Here is a 17,744-nt window from a genome sequence, read left to right as displayed (position 1 = left end):
CGCCGCGCGGCAGCACCGCGGGCCGCAGGCCGTGCGCGGCCAGCGCCGCCGCGAGGGCGTCGCGCCGCCGCCGCAGCGCCTCGCCGATCGTCCGCAGGTGGCGCGGCCACGCGGGCGAGCCGACGAGCTCCAGGGCGGCCTCCTGGAGCGGCCGGGCGACGAAGAACGAGTCGACGAGCTGGGTGGCGCGGATGCGCTCGGCCACGGGACCGCGCGCGGCGATGGCGGCCACCCGAACGCTCGGCGCGGTCGCCTTCGTCAGCGAGGAGATGTGCACGACCCGGCCGTCGCCGTCGGCGGAGATCAGCGAGGGCGGCGGCGGCTCGATGCCCAGGTGCCGCGCGAAGTCGTCCTCGATCACGAACGCCCCCGCCGCGCGCGCCACGTCGAGCACCTGCGCGCGGCGCGCGGGGGAGAGCACGGTGCCGGTCGGGTTGTGGAAGGTCGGCTGGCAGTACACCGCGCGGGCGCCGGAGGCGGCGAACGCGTCCGCGAGCAGGTCGGTCCGCAGGCCGTCCTCATCGACCGGAACCGGTACGGGCCGCAGCCCGGCCGCCCGCGCCGAGTCGATCGCGCCCGGATAGGTGGGCGACTCGACCAACAGCGGCGCGCCGGGCGGCAGCAGGGCGCGCAGCGCGATCGTCACCGCGGCCTGCCCGCCGCCGGTGACCGTCACGTCCGCCGCCGTCACGTCGCCGCCCGCCGTACGGGCGAACCACTCGCGCAGCCCGCGCAGGCCGTGCAGCGGCGGGCGTTCCCACACGCCCGGCCGCCGGACCGCCCGTGCCGCCGCGGTCGCCAGCGCGTGTACGGGCTGCAGCTCGGGCGCGAGGTAACCGCCGCTCAGCGCGATCACGCCGTCGGGCGGCGGGGACAGCAGCGCCACGACGCCGCCGGCGTCGACGGTGCGGTCGGCGAGCGGCACGGCCTGCCAGGCGAAGGCGAGGCCGGAGTCGCCACGTGCGCGGGCGCGCTCGGCGACGTAGGTGCCGCTGCCCGGCCGGGTGACGACCAGGCCCTCGGCGCTGAGCAGTCCGATCGCCCGCGCCACCGTGACCGGGCTGACCTGGTGCCGCGCCATGAGCACGCGGCTGGAGGGCAGCCGGTCGCCGGGCCGCAGCTCCGCCACGGCGCCCCGCAGCTCGGCGGCGAGGACGGCGATACTGCTATCGTCATTCATGAGAGATCAGGATAACGCTACTCCCATCGGCCGGATAGCGCTGCCGCCCGGGCTCGGCGCCGCCGCGCTCGGCGTGCTCGCCTTCTCCTTCACCGTCCCCTCCACCTCCTTCGCGCTGCGCGCCTTCGGCCCATACACCATCGGCGTCGGCCGGGCCGCGATCGCCGCCCTGCTCGCGGTGGCCGCGCTGCGTCTGACGCGGGCGGCCCGGCCGCGCGGTACCCAGTGGATCTCTCTCGCCGTCGTCGCGGGCGGCATCGTCTTCGGCTTCCCGGTGCTGTCCACGCTCGCGCTCAGCCACGGTTCCTCGGCCTCGCACGCCGCCGTGGTGACCGGGCTGCTCCCCATCACGACCGCTGCCTTCGGCACCCTGCGTGCGTGGGGGCGGTGGGGCGTAGCCACGGGGGTGGAACGCGAGAGGCCGTCGTGGGCGTTCTGGGTCGCGAGTGTGGCCGGGGCGGCGTGCATCGTGGCGTTCACGCTGCGGAACGGTCCCGGGCGGTTCTCCGTCGCCGACGTCTTCCTGTTCGGCGCGCTGGTGACCGCCGGGCTCGGGTACGCCGAGGGCGGCCGGCTCGCCCGTGACATGCCGGGCCGCGCGGTCGTCTCGTGGGCGCTCGTCCTCGCCGCGCCGATCACGCTTCCGGTCACGGCCGTCCTGCTGGTCGCCGAGCCCCCACGCTGGAACGGCCCGGCGGTGGCCGGTCTGGCCTATCTCGCGGTCGTGTCGATGTTCCTGGGTTTCTTCGCCTGGTACGCGGGGATGGCCAGGGCCGGTGTCGCGCGGGCGAGCCAGGTGCAGCTCGCCCAGCCCCTGCTGACCCTGCTCTGGTCGTGGCTGTTGCTCGGCGAGCACGCGGGACCGAGCACGGTGGTGGCCGCGGCCGGTGTACTGGTCTGCGTCCTGTTCGCGCAGCGCGCCCGGGTCTTGCGCGATATGACACCATCCAGCACGATTCGACGTACGGTGTCACAAGAGGGTGTTTCTCAGAGCCCGGTCTCACGACGAGGAGCGGTGGATGGCTGACAAGAAGCTCACGATCCCCGAGGGCGGCTTCTGGCCCGCGCCGGAGGTGCCGCAGCCGAACATCTACCCGATGGAATGGCACGTCGAGACCGACAAGCTCGCGGCGATCTACGAGAAGTCCAAGCGCGTCGTCTGGAACCCCGCCGACCTGCCGTGGGACGGCCTGCGCGCGGAGGACTTCACCGTCGAGCAGCGGCTCGGCATCATGTACTGGTTCTCCGTGCTCGCCAACTTCGACGCCTCCGGCCCGGCGGTCTTCGCGCGCGCCACGATCCAGGCGTTCGAGAAGCACGAGGAGGACCCGGTCCGCAAGTGCTTCTTCTCGATCACGCGCGACGAGATGAACCACGAGGAGTGCTGCCAGCGCACGATCGCCAAGCTGTGGCCGGGCGGCCCGCTCGACTGGGAGCCCAAGACCGACCTGGAGAAGGCGGCGCACAACAACATCGCGTGGCTCTATCACAACGGCGGGCGCTACTGGACCGGCTACAACACCGCGGTCGGCCGCTACACGCTGCCGGTGCTGTTCACCAGCTTCATGATGGGCGAGATGGCCGCCTCCACGCTGTTCCGCGGCATGGCGTCGGGCACCGAGCACCCGGTGTTCGGCGAGATGTTCCAGCGCATCGGCCGCGACGAGTCCCGCCACCTGCAGATCTGCATGACCATCCTGGAGAACGAGTGGCCGGGCCTGACCGACGACACCCGTGAGTTGATCACCAAGCAGCTCCGGGCCGGTTTCGTGTTCCTGTCGATGATCCTCTGGGAGCCGCCGGAGGGCTTCTGGGACCTGCCGCCGTACTTCCTGGCCAACCACCGGGTGCTGATGTCCTACGCCCGCGACGCCGGCCTGGGCGTGCTGTCGTTCGACGAGCAGGCGGAGAACTGGCGCGTGGCGATGGCACGCGTGCGGGCGATCGTCGAGCGCTGGGGCATCGCCTTCCCTGCCATCCCCGAACTCGACATCGACGGCGTCGACGTCTCCGACATCGACCCTGAGGACATCATCCCGGTCTTCTGATGTCTCCGGCGATCAAGGCCGTCCTGTTCGACCTCGACGGCACCCTGGTCGACCACGACTCCGCCGCGGCGGACGCACTCACCGGGGCCCTCCCCGCCGTGTACCGGACCGAGGGCGTGGTGCGCCGCTGGAGGGAGCTCGAAGAGGCGGCGATGGAGGGGTACCTGTCCGGCGACCTGACCTTCGCCGGACAGCGCCGCGTACGGGTCGCCGCCCTCTTCGCCGAGCTGGGCCTGGGCACGTGTGACGCCACGCGGGCCGACGCCTGGTTCGCCGGCTACCTGCGCCGCTACGAGTCCGCCTGGCGGGCCTACCCCGACGTACGGCCGGCGCTCGACGCGCTCGCGGGGCGCCTGCGGCTGGGCGTCCTGACCAACGGCGACGCCTCGCAGCAGCGCGCCAAGCTCCGCCGCGTCGGCATCGCCGCCGACCTGCCCGAGGTCGTCGCCTCCAGCGAGGCGGGCGCCGCCAAACCGGACGCGCGGATCTTCCACGCCGGCTGCCGGCGGCTGCGGCTCGACCCGGATGAGGTGGCCTACGTCGGGGACCGGCTCCGTACGGACGCCGTCGCCGCGTCGGACGCCGGGCTGCTCGGCGTCTGGCTCAACCGCGCCGGCGACCCCGCCCCCGCCGCGCTCCCGGCCGTCCGCACGCTCGGAGAACTCCCGGCTCTCCTGTACGGGTGGCGAGCCGCCCGCTAAATGATCATGATTGGCGGATGTGCGGGAGGGGTAAAGGTCAGGGCACCGGACGTCGTCACTCCGGTGCTTGGCTCCAGGGGATGCCGGGGGAGGCAATGGCCTGCTGGACACGTCATCGCAGCGCGAACATCCGTCGGTTCGGCCGCGAACGGGACCGTGACATCGGCCCGCCCGCGCCCGGAGGTGGTCGCCCCTCCTCGCGAGGCGCGGCGTAGTGCCCGCCGTGTACGTGGCCGCCCTGTCGCGCGTACGGGCGTGGTTCGCCGCCGTCCTGAGATGGGTGCACCCGTTCGTACACGGGTTGCCGCGCGGGCGGGCGTGGTTCGCCGCCGCCCTTCCTGAGCGTGCTCCGGGGCGCGGTGTGGTGCTTCCCGGCGCGCACGCGTTCGTACGGGGCCTGTCGCGCGGCCGGGAGTGGCCGGCCGCGGTCCGCTCTGGGCGTGCGCTGACGCGTCTCCTGGAGCGCGGGCCGGTGCTGGGGAGGCGGCGGGTGCCGGACGCCAGTCCCTTCATGGACTACGGGCCCGACTGGCCGCCGGCGCCGAGGCCCGCTCCGATCCGCCATCCGCTGCTACGCCGGTGCGCCGCCGCCGTCGTGTTGTACGCCCTCATCTGGGCGGTGGGCTCGGTCCTGCTCGAAGTGCGCCTGCACCAACTGCGCGACCCCGGCGGCGTACCCGTCACGACTTACACGACCGTCTCGCCGCACCGCGGCCACCACTGAGCCGGCCCGTACGGCGAGCGACTCGGGCGCCGGGTCCATGGTCATCGAATCGGTCGTACAGCGCGGCCGATGCGGACACTCTGAGCGTCGTTTCGGCCGGAATAGAACGACCGTTCCGGATGTCCGGGGCCGCACGTTCGGAGTGGTGTCCCGTGGACGGGACGGTCTGTGACTCATCTATGCTCTGACCTGCCACGACGAGTCCCCCAACGGGTCGTGCGGCGGGGCCTGTAGTGGACCCTGCAGTGAGTCTCGCAATGGAACTTGCACCGGGCCTTGCGGCTGACGGCTGGATCGCCTCTCAGATCGCAAGGACAAGCACTTGTCACGATTTAGTTACATCACCCACGAATTGCCTGGACTTTGGCGGGCCATGCCATCGTCTTGCCCGCGGAGATGATCATGCAAGCGTGCGCGACCGTTTTCGTGCGATCAAACCCCCGTCTCCGGGGGAAGGAATCCGGGGACCCGCTGCGCTGGTCGCGGCGGATGGCGGTGTAGGGAGGTTCGGAGAGAATGAGCATGAGGCACATCGTCGACCGGGCGGACGGTCGGCTTCAGGAACTCGCGGCGGGCTACTCCGGATGGCGGTTCGGGCTGGGCGGCTCGGGCCACTACTGGGCGGTCCGCGGCAATGAGTTCCTCCGCGCTCTGAGCCCCGATGAGCTCAAGACGCGGCTCGATGAGCACATCGCGGGACATGAGGGCTGAGAACCCATGAGGATGCGCCCGCCCTGGTAGCCGGCTGACCGGACAGGGCAAGGAGAACGCGCGGCCGCGCAGGCGAGCTGATGTGTGCCGAGAGCATGCGCGGCCGGGCAGACGACAGCAGTTCCCCCACGGTCGGTGAGACACCCGGCACGGCCCCAGGACGGATCGAGAGAGCAGGGCCGCCCGGCCGGCGCACGGAGGCGGTGGGCCGCGGAGCGCGCGGCCGTACACGCGATGAACGCAGACCCGCGATCGGTGAGGCGACCCGACGCTGCCCGGTCCCGGGTACGGGACCGTCTGGCCGGCGCGTTCTGGCGCCGGGGGCGGCGTGGTCCGCAGAGTGCGCGGTCGCGCGGCCGGAAACCCAAGACCGCGATCGGTCAGGCGCGACGCGAACCGGTCCCGGGATGAGGCCGCTCAGTCGGTGCGGCGAGTGATCTAGGTGTACTGACCACTGAGGTTGGTAACGGCGACACGGGTGGATGATCTTGATATAGGTGAGGGCCTTCTGGCTCGGTGTGGATTGCGACATCTGCACCGGCGACCAGAAAGGCCCTCATGCCGCACCGTAACGCACCCCTGACCGAGACCGGACGTCTTCGCCTGGCCCGCTGTGTCGTTGATGACAGCTGGCCGTTGCGGCGGGCCGCCGAGCGTTTCCAGGTCTCGCCGACGACGGCCAAGCGATGGGCGGATCGCTACCGCCAGTACGGGTCCGCCGGCATGAGGGATCGCTCCAGCCGCCCGCACACCAGTCCCCGGCGCACCCCGACCCGCACCGAACGGCGCATCATCAAGGTCCGGGTCCTGCGACGCTGGGGCCCGGCCAGGATCGCCGGCCTGCTGGGCCTGAACCCCGCCACCGTGCACCGGGTCCTGGTCCGTTACCGGCTCAACCGGCTGACCTGGACCGACCGTGCCACCGGCCACGTGATCCGCCGCTACGAACACGCCGCACCGGGTGAGCTGGTGCATGTGGACATCAAAAAACTCGGCAACATCCCCGACGGCGGCGGCCACAAGATGATCGGCCGCCAAGCAGGCCGCAAAACCCGCTCCGGCGCTGGATACAGCTACATCCACACCGCCGTCGATGACCACTCCCGCCTGGCCTACAGCGAAATCCTCACCGACGAGAAGAAAGAAACCGCCACCGCGTTCTGGACCCGCGCCCACGCGTTCTTCACCTCGGCCGGGATCACCGTCCAACGAGTACTGACCGACAACGGCTCCTGCTACAGATCCCACCCCTGGCGCGACGTCCTGGCCACCGCCGGGATCACCCACAAACGCACCCGCCCCTACCGACCACAAACCAACGGCAAGGTCGAACGACTCAACCGCACCCTGCTGGAGGAATGGGCCTACGCCCGCCCCTACCGCACCGAAACCGAACGACGCCAAGCCTTCCCCGCCTGGCTACATGCCTACAATCACCACCGCGGACACACCGCGCTCAAAGGCCAACCACCCGCCAGCCGCGTCCCCAACCTCACGGGTGAGTACATCTAGGACACAGTGGCGTGGTCGTGCGATCGATGAAGCGAGCCGCCACGGGCTGATGCGGGCCGGGGGCCGCTGCTCCGCCATGTTCGGTCCCGAGGCCCGCCGCGCCGGCAGCGGTCGTTCGATGGACAGGCCGTCGCGTCTCTGCGGTTCCGGCGGCAGAACCTCCTGGCCGGCGCGGCGCGTGTCAAAAGAAAAAGTTATCCGGAACGTGGCGGCCGCCGGTGCGTACCTTGAATCGGCCGATCCCGGCCACGCCGCCGGAATCCTGACATTTCGGGCGGGGTGGGAGGGTGCGCGCGCCTCGGCCGCGGGTGCGCCGATCGGGTGGGTGATCGGCGCGAGAGAGCCCCAGACCCCGGCGACCGAGGCGCGCATCCTCCGCCGGGAGAGGCTCCGCCAGCCCCGCCAGACCCCGGCGGAACCTCATCCCACTCTCTTCAACGCACGAAAGCCCGCCAAGGTTCACCGGTAACGCCGGATTTGTGGCAGACGATTGATCAGAAGACGCCGTCAGAACATGTACCCCCGAGCGTGTTCTGGCGGCGTCACCCTTATTAGGGGAGTTCACAGGCGTAAGAAGACGACACGGGGGTGCCCGCGGGTCCCCACCGGGGGCGATGCCCGGTAAGTTCGGAACATGGCACCCAGCACGAACCCTGTGCCGCAGGAGCGCGACGGAGCGGCGCCCTTCGGCCGGATGCTGACCGCGATGGTCACCCCGATGACGGCCGACGGCGCCGTCGACTACGACGGAGCGGCGCGGCTCGCCGCATACCTCGTCGACCAGCAGCGCAACGACGGTCTCGTCGTCAGCGGCACCACCGGCGAGTCCCCGACGACCACCGACGCGGAGGACGAGCGGTTGCTCCGTACGGTCATCGACGCGGTCGGCGACCGCGCGACCGTCATCGCGGGCGTGGGTACCAACAACACCGTGCACACCCTGAAGCTGGCCCGGCAGGCCGAGCAGGTCGGCGCGCACGGGCTGCTCGTCGTCACGCCGTACTACAACAAGCCGCCGCAGGAGGGACTCGCGCGCCACTTCACCACGGTGGCCGACGCGACCGGCCTGCCGGTGATGCTCTATGACATTCCAGGTCGTACCGGCACGCCCATCGCGCCCGAGACGCTGATCCGTCTCGCCGAGCACCCGCGGATCATCGCGGTCAAGGACGCCAAGGGCGATCTGTTCGCCTCGTCCCGAGTGATGGCCGAGACCGACCTGGTGTTCTACTCCGGAGACGACGCTCTCAACCTGCCGTGGCTCTCGATGGGCGCGGCCGGGTTCGTGAGCGTGGTCGGCCACGTGGTGGGCGCCGATCTGCACGAGATGATCGACGCGTACCTGGCGGGAGACACCGAGCGAGCCCGGCGGATTCATCGCCGGCTGATCCCGGTGATCACGGCGATCATGACCCGGACCCAGGGTGTGATCGCGACGAAGGCCGCGCTGTCGCTGGTCGGCCAGCCGGGCGGAGCCGTACGGCCGCCGCTGGTCGACGCGACGCCGGAGTTCACCGCCGCGCTGAGGGAGGACCTCATCGCCGGCGGAGTCAAGATCTTGGAGGGTCCGTGAGAGGACCAAAGGCACAAAACGGCATCGCCGGAGCGGCGAGCCGCTGAACAGGCTAGGAGGGCGCGTGACAGACGCGCATGAGCATGCCCCCGTACCGCTGGACGAGGGGCGGGACAACCGATGAGTCATCCGCATCCTGAGCTGGGCGCGCCGCCGGCGCTGCCCGCGGGCGGTCTGCGCATCGTGCCGCTCGGCGGCCTTGGCGAGATCGGCCGCAACATGACGGTCTTCGAGTTCGAGGGCCGGCTGCTGATCGTCGACTGCGGGGTGCTGTTCCCCGAGTCCGAGCAACCCGGTGTGGACCTGATCCTGCCGGACTTCGACTACATCAGGGAGCGCCTGGACGACGTCGTGGGCATCGTGCTCACGCACGGCCACGAAGATCACATCGGCGGGGTGCCGTACCTCCTGCGGGAGCGGCCCGACATCCCGCTGATCGGCTCGCGGCTGACGCTCGCGCTGCTGGAGGCCAAGCTCACCGAGCACCGCATCAAGCCGACCACCGTGCAGGTACGGGAGGGCGAGAGCCGGAGCTTCGGGCCGTTCGACTGTGAGTTCCTCGCGGTCAACCACTCGATCCCGGACGCTCTCGCGGTGGCGATCCGCACGCCGGCCGGCCTCGTGCTGGCGACCGGCGACTTCAAGATGGACCAGCTTCCGCTCGACAACCGCCTGACCGACCTGGGCGGGTTCGCGCGGCTCGGCGCCGAGGGCATCGACCTGCTGATGTCCGACTCCACCAACGCCGAGGTGCCCGGGTTCGTCACGAGCGAGCGCGACATCGGCATCGTGCTGGGCGACGTGCTGCGCATCGCGAACAAGCGCGCCATCGTCGCCTGCTTCGCCTCGCACGTGCACCGCGTCCAGCAGGTGCTGGACGCCGCGCACCTGTGCGGCCGAAAGGTCTGCTTCGTCGGCCGGTCCATGGTGCGCAACATGGGCGTCGCCCGCGACCTCGGCTACCTTCGCGTGCCGGCCGGCATCCTGGTCGAGCAGAAGGAGATCGACGACCTGCCTCCGGAGAAGGTCATCCTCGTCTGCACCGGCTCGCAGGGCGAGCCGATGTCCGCGCTGTCGCGGATGGCGGGCCGGGACCACCAGATCCGGATCGAGCAGGACGACACGGTCATCCTCGCCTCGTCGCTCATCCCCGGGAACGAGAACGCCGTCAACCGCGTCATCAACGGGCTGACCCGGTGGGGCGCGAAGGTCGTGCACAAGGGCAACGCGCTCGTGCACGTCTCCGGCCACGCGCCGGCCGGTGAGCTGCTGTACGTCCTGAACATGACCCGCCCCGGCAACTTCATGCCGATCCACGGCGAATGGCGTCACCTCAGCGCCCACGCGCGGCTCGCCGCGCTCACCGGCGTGCCGGACGAGAACATCGTGATCGCCGAGGACGGCGTCGTCGTCGACCTCGTCGACGGCCAGGCCGCCATCGTCGGCGCCGTACGCGCGGGCTACGTCTACGTGGACGGGCTCTCGGTCGGGGAGATCACCGAGACCTCGCTGAAGGACCGGCGCATCCTCGGCGACGAGGGCTTCGTGTCCGTGGTCATCGTCGTCGACTCCTCCAGCGGCAAGCTGCTGGGCGGCCCCGAGATCCACGCGCGCGGAGCCGGCATCGAGAGCTTCGACGCCGTCATCCCCCGCCTGGAAGAGGTCCTGGAGACGGCCGCCGCCGACGGCATCAACGACGCCCACCAGCTCCGCCAGCTCGTACGCCGTGCGGCGGGCCGCTGGGTGAACGAGTCGTTCGGCCGCCGCCCCATGATCATCCCGGTGATCGTCGAAGTCTGACGGACGCGCACCGGCCGTGTCGCGCCCCGCCGCGGGCGCGACACGCCGTGCGCGCAAAAGTAACCCGTGCGACATAGCCGTTAGTCTCGCCATCATGGCCACACGTACGCCGGGGGGCGCCAAAGGCTCCTCCACCACGCGTGGCAACACCCGGAAGGCCTCCGCGCGCAGGCCCGCACCCGCCAAGTCGGCCGGCCGCAAGCCCCCGGCGGGCCGGCGCCCGCCGGCGAAGCGGACCGCCGCCAGGAGCGCGCCCAAGAAGCCGGATCCGATCGGCCGGGTCGTCATCGGCGTCTACCGCCTCGTCAGCGGAGTGTGGGTGCTCTCGGCCCGCGGTCTGGGCGGCGGGGTGCGCAGGTTCGGTGACAGCGCCCGCGACCTCGACGAGGACCACCGCCGCGACGGCATCGGCCTGGCCTACCTCGGGCTGGCCATCGTGCTCGCCGCCGGAACCTGGTGGAAGCCGCAGGCCCTCTTCATCAGAGTCTTCGGACGCCTCGTCAGAGACGGTTTCGGGACGCTCGCCGGTCTGCTGCCGGTGATGTTCGCGCTGCTCGCCTGGCGGATGCTGCGCCACCCCGGGCACAACGGCGAGGGCGACGGCGGCCGTCTCGCCATCGGCTGCGGCGCGCTGACCGGCGGCATCCTCGGCATCGTCCACATCGCGCACGGCACCCCGTACCCCAGCCTGGGCGAGCACGCGCTGCAGTCCTCCGGCGGCCTCGTCGGCTGGCTGCTGTCGGCTCCGCTGACGAGCACCGTGACCGCCTGGGTGGCCGTGCCGCTCCTGCTGCTGGTCTCCTCCTTCGGGCTGCTGGTCGTCACGGCGACGCCGGTGCACCAGGTGCCCGAGCGGCTCGCCGCGTTCCGTGACCGCGTCCTGCTCCGCGAACCGCTGATCCCGGAGACGGACGAAGAGGCGGCCGAGGACGAGGGCCCGGCGCGCAAGAAGCGCGGCCGCAAGGGCGACGTCGAGGTCGGCGAGCACAAGAAGCCCTACGACACCCCGGTCGTGGCCGCCCCCGACGTCCCGCTCCCCGAGGACGACGGTCCCAGCCTCGCGGACGAGCTGCTGTCGCCGCCGGACTTCACCGAGGAGCTCGAGCCGCCTGAGCCGCCGGACCACACGCCGCCGCCGAAGAAGACCGAGCAGCTCACCCTCTCCTCCTCCGGCGCCGCCGGGACCTACGCCCTCCCGCCGGCCGGCAAGCTCAAGCCGGGCTCGGTGGTCAAGCCGCGCACCAAGGCCAACGACATCGTGGTGAACGCCCTGTCGGAGGTGCTCGACCAGTTCGGCGTCGACGCGCAGGTCACCGGCTTCACGCGCGGCCCGACGATCACGCGGTACGAGATCGAGCTGGGGCCCGCCGTCAAGGTCGAGCGCATCACCGCGCTGACCAAGAACATCGCTCTGGCGGTCAAGAGCGCCGACGTGCGGATCATCTCGCCGATCCCCGGCAAGGCCGCGATCGGCGTCGAGATCCCCAACACCGACAAGGACATCGTCAGCCTCGGCGACACGCTCCGCGCCTCGGTCGCGGTCAACGACCACCACCCGATGGTCGTCGGCCTCGGCAAGGACGTCGAGGGCCGTACGGTCGTGGCCAACCTCGCCAAGATGCCGCACATGCTCATCGCGGGCGCCACCGGCGCCGGTAAGTCGACGTGCATCAACGGGCTGATCACCTCGATCCTGATGCGGTCCACGCCGGACGAGGTGCGGATGGTCCTGGTCGACCCCAAGCGCGTCGAGCTGACCTCCTACGCGGGCATCCCGCACCTGATCACGCCGATCATCACCAACCCCAAGAGGGCGGCCGAGGCGCTGCAGTGGGTCGTGGGGGAGATGGACCGCCGCTACGACGACCTGGCGGCCTCCGGCTACCGCCACATCGACGACTTCAACAAGGGCGTCGTGGCCGGCAAGCTCACCGCCCCGCCGGGCAGCGAGCGCGTCTACCGGCCCTACCCGTACCTCCTCGTGATCGTGGACGAGCTCGCCGACCTGATGATGGTCGCGCCGCGCGACGTCGAGGACTCGGTCGTGCGCATCACCCAGCTCGCCCGCGCCGCCGGCATCCACCTCGTGCTCGCCACCCAGCGCCCGAGCGTCGACGTCGTGACCGGCCTGATCAAGGCGAACGTCCCGTCCCGGCTGGCGTTCGCGACCTCGAGCCTGGCCGACAGCCGCGTCATCCTCGACCAGCCCGGCGCGGAGAAGCTCGTCGGCCAGGGTGACGCGCTGTTCCTGCCGATGGGCGCCAGCAAGCCCATGCGGCTGCAGAACGCCTTCGTCTCCGAAAAAGAGATCCACGACGTCGTCGAGCACTGCAAGAAGCAGGGCGAACCGGACTACCGCGAGGACGTCTCCGTCGCCGAGCAGCGCAAGAAGGAGATCGACGAGGACATCGGCGACGACCTCGAGCTCCTCGTCCAGGCGGCCGAGCTGATCGTCTCGACGCAGTTCGGCTCGACCTCGATGCTCCAGCGGAAGCTGCGGGTCGGATTCGCCAAGGCGGGACGCCTCATGGACCTTCTGGAGAGCCGTTCCATCGTGGGTCCCAGCGAAGGGTCGAAGGCACGCGATGTGTTGGTCAAACCCGACGATCTGCCGGGAGTGCTGGCATCGCTGCGCGGCGAGTAGCGACGGAGATCTTGGGTAGCTGACATATACAGCGTTGCACGTCGCTTCTCACGATCGCCCTTCGTAAACTCAGCGCGGAAGTGAAGACGAGGCGGGCGGCGTCGCACGTGTTCGACGCCACGAGGTTCCGGGAGGCGCTGTGACCGAGCGTAGCGAGGGAACCCGCACACAGCACCTGCTGCACGGTGCCGACGAAGGAGGTGCCGTGACGATCGGTGGCACCCTCGCGAAGGCACGCAAAGAGGCCGGTCTCACCGTCACACAGGTGTCCGGCCGCACCCGGATCCGCGAGACCGTGATCAAGGCCATCGAACGCGACGACTACTCACTGTGCGGCGGAAACTTCTACGCGCGCGGGCACATCCGCAGCATCGCGCGGGTGGCCGGGATCGACCCCGAACCACTCATCGGCGAGTACGACGACGCGCACGGCGGTTCGCCGCAGGCGATCCCGGCGCGGCAGGCGTTCGAACCGGAGACCCCGGTCCGTTTCCGGGAAAGACGCGCGCCCAACTGGAGCGCCGCCATGATCGTGGCGCTCGTCCTCGTCGCCGTCTACGGCATCGTCCGGGTGGCGACCGGCCACGACGAGCACCGTTCCGTACGCCGCGCCGCGGCACCCGCGACCGCCCGGCCCGCGCCCTCGCCCAGCGCCGCCGCGGTGCCGGCGCCGCGCAAGGACGTCACGGTCCGTGTCAAGGCCAAGCGCGCGAGCTGGCTCAACGTCCGTGACGCCAAGGGCAAGCAGCTCTTCAGCGGGATCATCCGCGCCGGGCAGACCGAGCAGTGGAAGTCCAAGAAGCGCATCCGGCTCCTCATCGGCAACGGCGGCGGCGTCCACGTGACGGTCAACGGCAAGGACATCGGCTCACCTGGGGAGACGGGACAGGTGATCCGTCTCAGCTACGGCCCGCACGATCCGCTCAAAGGCTGACCGCCGGCCTCCTCGCCCGGGCCAGTACCGTATGGGGCATGCCCACCCGCCGTACTGAGCCGTGCCCCGCGCGAGGGGAGCGCTCCGCGTGACCGCCGCCGACCACTCCGCAACGCCGGCGGACCGCCGTTCCGTCTCGCTCGTCACCCTCGGGTGCGCGCGCAACGAGGTCGACTCCGAGGAGCTCGCGGCCCGGCTCGAAGGTGCCGGCTGGACGCTCGACGAGTCCGGAGACGCCTCGGTCGTCCTCGTCAACACCTGTGGTTTCATCGACGCCGCCAAAAAGGACTCCATCGACACGCTCCTGGCCGCCTCCGACTCGGGCGCCAAGGTCGTGGCCGCCGGCTGCCTCGCCGAGCGGTACGGCTCGGAGCTGGCCGAGTCGCTGCCCGAGGCCGACGCGGTCCTGAGCTTCGATGACTACTCCTCCATCGGCGACCGGCTCGACGACGTCCTGGCCGGCCGGGGGCACCGCTCCCACGCCCCGCAGGACCGCCGCAAGCTGCTGCCGCTCAGCCCGGCCGAGCGGACCGGCGCCCACGTGCACGTGCCCGGCCACGGCTCGGCGCCCGACCTCCCCGAGGGCATCGCGCCCGCGTCCGGCCCGCGCGTGCTGCGCCGCCGGCTCGGCGGCGGGCCGGCGGCGCCGCTCAAGCTGGCCTCCGGCTGCGACCGGCGCTGCACGTTCTGCGCGATCCCGGCGTTCCGCGGCGCGTACGTCTCGCGGCGGCCGCACGAGGTGCTCGACGAGGCGCGCTGGCTGGCCGGCCAGGGCGTCCGGGAGATCATCCTCGTCAGCGAGAACTCCACCTCGTACGGCAAGGACCTGGGCGACCTGCGGCTCCTGGAGACCATGCTGCCCGAGCTCGCGGCGGTGGAGGGCATCGAGCGGGTGCGGGTGAGCTACCTCCAGCCCGCCGAGCTGCGGCCCGGCCTGATCGAGGCCATCGCCGCCACGCCCGGCGTGGCGCCCTACTTCGACCTGTCCTTCCAGCACTCCAGCGGGCCGCTGCTGCGCCGGATGCGCAGGTTCGGCGACACCGAGCGCTTCCTCGGCCTGCTGGAGCAGGCGCGCGCCCTCGCGCCCGAGGCCGGCGTACGGTCCAACTTCATCGTGGGCTTTCCCGGGGAGACCGAGGAGGACGTCGAGGAACTGGCCGGCTTCCTCACCGCGGCCCGGCTCGACGCGATCGGCGTGTTCGGCTACTCCGACGAGGAGGGCACCGAGGCGGCGGGCTTCGACGGCAAGCTCGACGCCGAGGAGGTGGCCGCCCGGGTCGCCGACCTGTCCGTGCTCGCCGAGGAGCTCACCGCGCAGCGCGCCGAAGAACGCCTGGGCTCCACGGTCGAGGTCCTCGTGGAGGAGCCGGGGGAGGGCCGCGCTGCCCACCAGGCGCCGGAGATCGACGGCATCGTGACCCTCAAGGGCGACGCGCCGGTCGGCGCGTTCGTCTCGGCCCGCGTCGTGGAGTCGATGGGGGTCGACCTGCTCGCCGTCGTGGACGAGCGGTGACCGCCGAGGGCGAACCCATCCCGGCGAGCGGTGATCCCATCGCGACCCCTGCCGTGGCGCAGGCCGGGCTGCTCAACATCGCCAACCTGCTGACCGTCGTACGTCTCCTGCTCGTCCCGGTCTTCCTGTGGCTGCTGTTCACCGACGGGACGGGGTGGCGGATCGCGGCCCTCCTGGTGTTCGGGGTGGCCTCCTTCACCGACCGCGTCGACGGGCAGCTCGCCCGCAGCCGCAACCTCGTCACCGACTTCGGCAAGATCGCCGACCCGATCGCCGACAAGGCGCTGACCGGGTCCGCCCTGGTCGGCCTGTCGCTGCTCGGCGACCTGTGGTGGTGGGTCACGGTCGTGATCCTGGTCCGCGAGATCGGCATCACTCTGCTGCGGTTCGTGGTGATCCGGTACGGCGTGATCGCGGCGAGCCGCGGCGGCAAACTCAAGACCATGCTCCAGGTGATCGCCATCGGGTTCTACGTGATGCCCGGCCCGATCGATCCCCTGCGCTGGGTGACGATGGGCGCCGCCCTGGTCGTCACGGTCGTGACCGGACTGGACTATGTCCTCAAGGCGTGGAGGCTGTGGGCGGATGGGCGTGCGGGTCGAACTTCTGACGGTCGGTGACGAGCTGCTGCGCGGCGACACCGTCAACGGCAATGCCACCTGGCTGGGGCGGCGGCTGACCGAGGCGGGTGTCGAGGTCACGCGCGGTGCGGTCGTCCCCGACGAGCTCGACGTCATGGTCGGCGCGCTGCACGACGCCCTGCGGCGTGCCGACGTGGTGATCGTGACCGGGGGCCTCGGGCCCACCTCCGATGACATGACGCGTGAGGCGCTGGCCCAGGCGGCCGGCGTGGGTCTGCTGCGCGACCCGGAGGTCGAGCGCCGGCTCCGCGAACGGGCCGCCGAGCGGAGCGTGCCGCTGCGCCCGGACGCCCTGCGCATGGCCGACGTGCCCGAGGGCGCGACGCTGCTGCCCAACCCGGCCGGGAGCGCGCCCGGGCTGCGGCTCACCCTGCCGGACGGCGTGGTGTACGCGCTGCCGGGCGTGCCCTCGGAGATGCGGGCCATCACCGACGAGTCGGTGGTCCCCGAGCTGCGCGGAGACAGGGTCTGCGCCTGCGTGCTGCACACCGCGACGGTCTGGGAGTCGGTGGTCGCCCACCGGCTCGCGCCGGTCGAGGCGATGGAGGGGGTCAAGCTCGCCTACTACGCCTCGCCCGCCGAGGTCCGCGTACGGATCGAGGCGGAGGGGGCCGGCCTGCTGGCCGAGGCGCGGGAGACGGCGCGTGAGCTCCTGGGCTCGGCCTGCTACGGCGAGGGCGAGCTGAGCCTCGACCGGGTCGTGCACGGGCTGCTGGCCGACCGGAACGCGACCGTGGCGGTGGCCGAGTCGCTCACCGGCGGCCTGCTCGGTGGAGAGCTGACCGCGATGCCGGGTTCGTCCGCGACGTTCGCGGGCGGTGTGATCGCCTACGCCACGCCGCTCAAGCACACACTCCTGGGCGTTCCGGACGATCTCCTGGCCGCGCACGGCGCCGTCCATCCCGAAGTGGCCGCCGCGATGGCACGTGGCGTACGCGAACGTCTGGGGGCCTCCTACGGCCTCGCGGTGACCGGTGTGGCCGGTCCGGAGCCCCAGGATGGCTATCCCGTGGGTACCGTTCATGTCGCCGTGGCCGAATCCGGCGGGGGCGCCACGACGCGTTCTCCAGGTCTTCCCGTGCCCGCCGACGGTGCCCGCGCCCGCGTCGCGGTCCGCCAGATGACCGTCGTTCATGCCCTTGACCTGCTACGGCGTGTCCTGCTCGGACTCGAGACGGACGATCCGTGGCCCGGCTGGGCGGAAGATCGGGAAGAAGCAGGGTGATTACAGCGTTACGTCGGAAGCGAACACGAAAGCTTCGGTCTGCCACCTGCCTCGTCAAGACAGGTACGGTGGAACCACAAGAACGGTCAGGACTCATCGGAGGGAGCGAGACATGGTCCTGCTTCGTCAGCTGCTCGGCGACGTACTCCGGCAGCTGCGGCTGCGCCAAGGCCGTACCCTCCGGGAGGTTTCGGCGGCGGCGAGAGTGTCGCTCGGTTATCTGTCCGAGGTCGAGCGTGGGCAGAAAGAGGCCTCCTCTGAGCTGCTCGCCTCGATATGCAAAGCGCTCGGGGTCCCCCTCTCACACGTCCTGCGCGACGTCTCCGACCAGCTCGCGCTGGCCGAGCTGCAGCAGGAGCCGGTGATGGCGGGAGCGCCGCAGCACGAGCGCCTCGACGGAGAGCGCATCTCCGCCGACAGCATCCCGGCGACTCCGGAGACGATCGAGAGCGCACTTCGCGCCGACATGGTGGCCGCCTGAGTCCGAGGCCCGCCCACGGCACCTCGCGAATGCCTCGCCCGCGGAACCCCGCAGGCG

Annotated in this window: 15 protein-coding genes; 14 read left to right on the top strand and 1 reads right to left on the bottom strand. The window is 71.2% G+C overall.

Annotated features, from left to right (window positions below):
* A partial coding sequence (locus QWU11_RS13330) for a PLP-dependent aminotransferase family protein (RefSeq protein ID WP_290105624.1) occupies positions 1-1,180 on the bottom strand: 1,180 nt, incomplete at its 3' end.
* Between QWU11_RS13330 and QWU11_RS13325 the strand changes: the two genes are divergently transcribed.
* The 14 genes from QWU11_RS13325 (at position 1,179) to QWU11_RS13260 (ending at position 17,687) form a co-directional block, all read left to right on the top strand.
* Complete coding sequence (locus QWU11_RS13325) at positions 1,179-2,207, top strand: DMT family transporter (RefSeq protein WP_290105621.1); 1,029 nt, start codon at positions 1,179-1,181, stop codon at positions 2,205-2,207. The genes QWU11_RS13330 and QWU11_RS13325 overlap by 2 nt on opposite strands.
* A complete protein-coding gene (locus tag QWU11_RS13320) occupies positions 2,200-3,228 on the top strand; it encodes a hypothetical protein (RefSeq protein ID WP_290105618.1) in 1,029 nt (342 codons plus the stop codon). The genes QWU11_RS13325 and QWU11_RS13320 overlap by 8 nt, the downstream gene beginning before the upstream one ends.
* Positions 3,228-3,929 (top strand): HAD family hydrolase, encoded by a 702-nt coding sequence (locus QWU11_RS13315; RefSeq protein ID WP_290105616.1) that lies wholly within the window; start codon positions 3,228-3,230, stop codon positions 3,927-3,929. Before QWU11_RS13320 ends, QWU11_RS13315 begins: the two co-directional genes overlap by 1 nt.
* Positions 3,930-4,143: 214 nt before the next feature.
* A complete protein-coding gene (locus QWU11_RS13310) occupies positions 4,144-4,653 on the top strand; it encodes a hypothetical protein (protein WP_290105613.1) in 510 nt (169 codons plus the stop codon).
* Positions 4,654-5,169: 516 nt separating this feature from the next.
* Positions 5,170-5,364, top strand: coding sequence for a hypothetical protein (locus QWU11_RS13305; protein WP_290105610.1), 195 nt, complete (start codon positions 5,170-5,172; stop codon positions 5,362-5,364).
* 558 nt (positions 5,365-5,922) lie between these two features.
* Positions 5,923-6,876, top strand: coding sequence for an IS481 family transposase (locus tag QWU11_RS13300; RefSeq protein WP_290105608.1), 954 nt, complete (start codon positions 5,923-5,925; stop codon positions 6,874-6,876).
* A gap of 634 nt (positions 6,877-7,510) precedes the next feature.
* The gene (gene dapA / locus QWU11_RS13295; RefSeq protein WP_290105606.1) at positions 7,511-8,449 is read left to right on the top strand and encodes a 4-hydroxy-tetrahydrodipicolinate synthase; all 939 of its coding nucleotides are present in this window, start codon (positions 7,511-7,513) and stop codon (positions 8,447-8,449) included.
* Between the two features lie 120 nt (positions 8,450-8,569).
* Positions 8,570-10,249, top strand: a complete 1,680-nt coding sequence (locus QWU11_RS13290) for a ribonuclease J (protein WP_290105603.1) — start codon at positions 8,570-8,572, stop codon at positions 10,247-10,249.
* A gap of 94 nt (positions 10,250-10,343) precedes the next feature.
* Positions 10,344-12,893, top strand: coding sequence for a DNA translocase FtsK (locus tag QWU11_RS13285; RefSeq protein ID WP_290105600.1), 2,550 nt, complete (start codon positions 10,344-10,346; stop codon positions 12,891-12,893).
* A 139-nt stretch (positions 12,894-13,032) separates the two neighbouring features.
* Complete coding sequence (locus tag QWU11_RS13280; protein WP_290105597.1) at positions 13,033-13,827, top strand: helix-turn-helix domain-containing protein; 795 nt, start codon at positions 13,033-13,035, stop codon at positions 13,825-13,827.
* A gap of 88 nt (positions 13,828-13,915) precedes the next feature.
* The gene (gene rimO, locus QWU11_RS13275; RefSeq protein ID WP_290105595.1) at positions 13,916-15,340 is read left to right on the top strand and encodes a 30S ribosomal protein S12 methylthiotransferase RimO; all 1,425 of its coding nucleotides are present in this window, start codon (positions 13,916-13,918) and stop codon (positions 15,338-15,340) included.
* Positions 15,341-15,357: 17 nt separating this feature from the next.
* On the top strand, positions 15,358-15,960 hold the full coding sequence (gene pgsA, locus QWU11_RS13270; protein ID WP_290105673.1) for a CDP-diacylglycerol--glycerol-3-phosphate 3-phosphatidyltransferase: 603 nt from the start codon (positions 15,358-15,360) through the stop codon (positions 15,958-15,960).
* Entirely contained in the window at positions 15,926-17,206 is a 1,281-nt protein-coding gene (locus QWU11_RS13265) for a CinA family nicotinamide mononucleotide deamidase-related protein (protein ID WP_290105592.1), read from the top strand. The genes pgsA and QWU11_RS13265 overlap by 35 nt, the downstream gene beginning before the upstream one ends.
* A gap of 112 nt (positions 17,207-17,318) precedes the next feature.
* Positions 17,319-17,687, top strand: coding sequence for a helix-turn-helix transcriptional regulator (locus QWU11_RS13260; protein ID WP_290105590.1), 369 nt, complete (start codon positions 17,319-17,321; stop codon positions 17,685-17,687).
* Positions 17,688-17,744: the final 57 nt, after the last annotated feature.

It is taken from the genome of Actinomadura sp. DC4 (assembly GCF_030406325.1).
Classification (GTDB): domain Bacteria; phylum Actinomycetota; class Actinomycetes; order Streptosporangiales; family Streptosporangiaceae; genus Actinoallomurus.
Note: the sequence above shows the minus strand (reverse complement) of the source record. Positions and strands in the feature narration are given on the sequence as shown.

Coding starts and splice junctions, on each gene's coding strand:
- QWU11_RS13325 (WP_290105621.1), top strand. CDS start 1,179: ATGAGAGATCAGGATAACGCTACTCCCATCGGCCGGATAGCGCTGCCG.
- QWU11_RS13320 (WP_290105618.1), top strand. CDS start 2,200: ATGGCTGACAAGAAGCTCACGATCCCCGAGGGCGGCTTCTGGCCCGCG.
- QWU11_RS13315 (WP_290105616.1), top strand. CDS start 3,228: ATGTCTCCGGCGATCAAGGCCGTCCTGTTCGACCTCGACGGCACCCTG.
- QWU11_RS13305 (WP_290105610.1), top strand. CDS start 5,170: ATGAGCATGAGGCACATCGTCGACCGGGCGGACGGTCGGCTTCAGGAA.
- QWU11_RS13300 (WP_290105608.1), top strand. CDS start 5,923: ATGCCGCACCGTAACGCACCCCTGACCGAGACCGGACGTCTTCGCCTG.
- dapA (WP_290105606.1), top strand. CDS start 7,511: ATGGCACCCAGCACGAACCCTGTGCCGCAGGAGCGCGACGGAGCGGCG.
- QWU11_RS13290 (WP_290105603.1), top strand. CDS start 8,570: ATGAGTCATCCGCATCCTGAGCTGGGCGCGCCGCCGGCGCTGCCCGCG.
- QWU11_RS13285 (WP_290105600.1), top strand. CDS start 10,344: ATGGCCACACGTACGCCGGGGGGCGCCAAAGGCTCCTCCACCACGCGT.
- QWU11_RS13265 (WP_290105592.1), top strand. CDS start 15,926: ATGGGCGTGCGGGTCGAACTTCTGACGGTCGGTGACGAGCTGCTGCGC.
- QWU11_RS13260 (WP_290105590.1), top strand. CDS start 17,319: ATGGTCCTGCTTCGTCAGCTGCTCGGCGACGTACTCCGGCAGCTGCGG.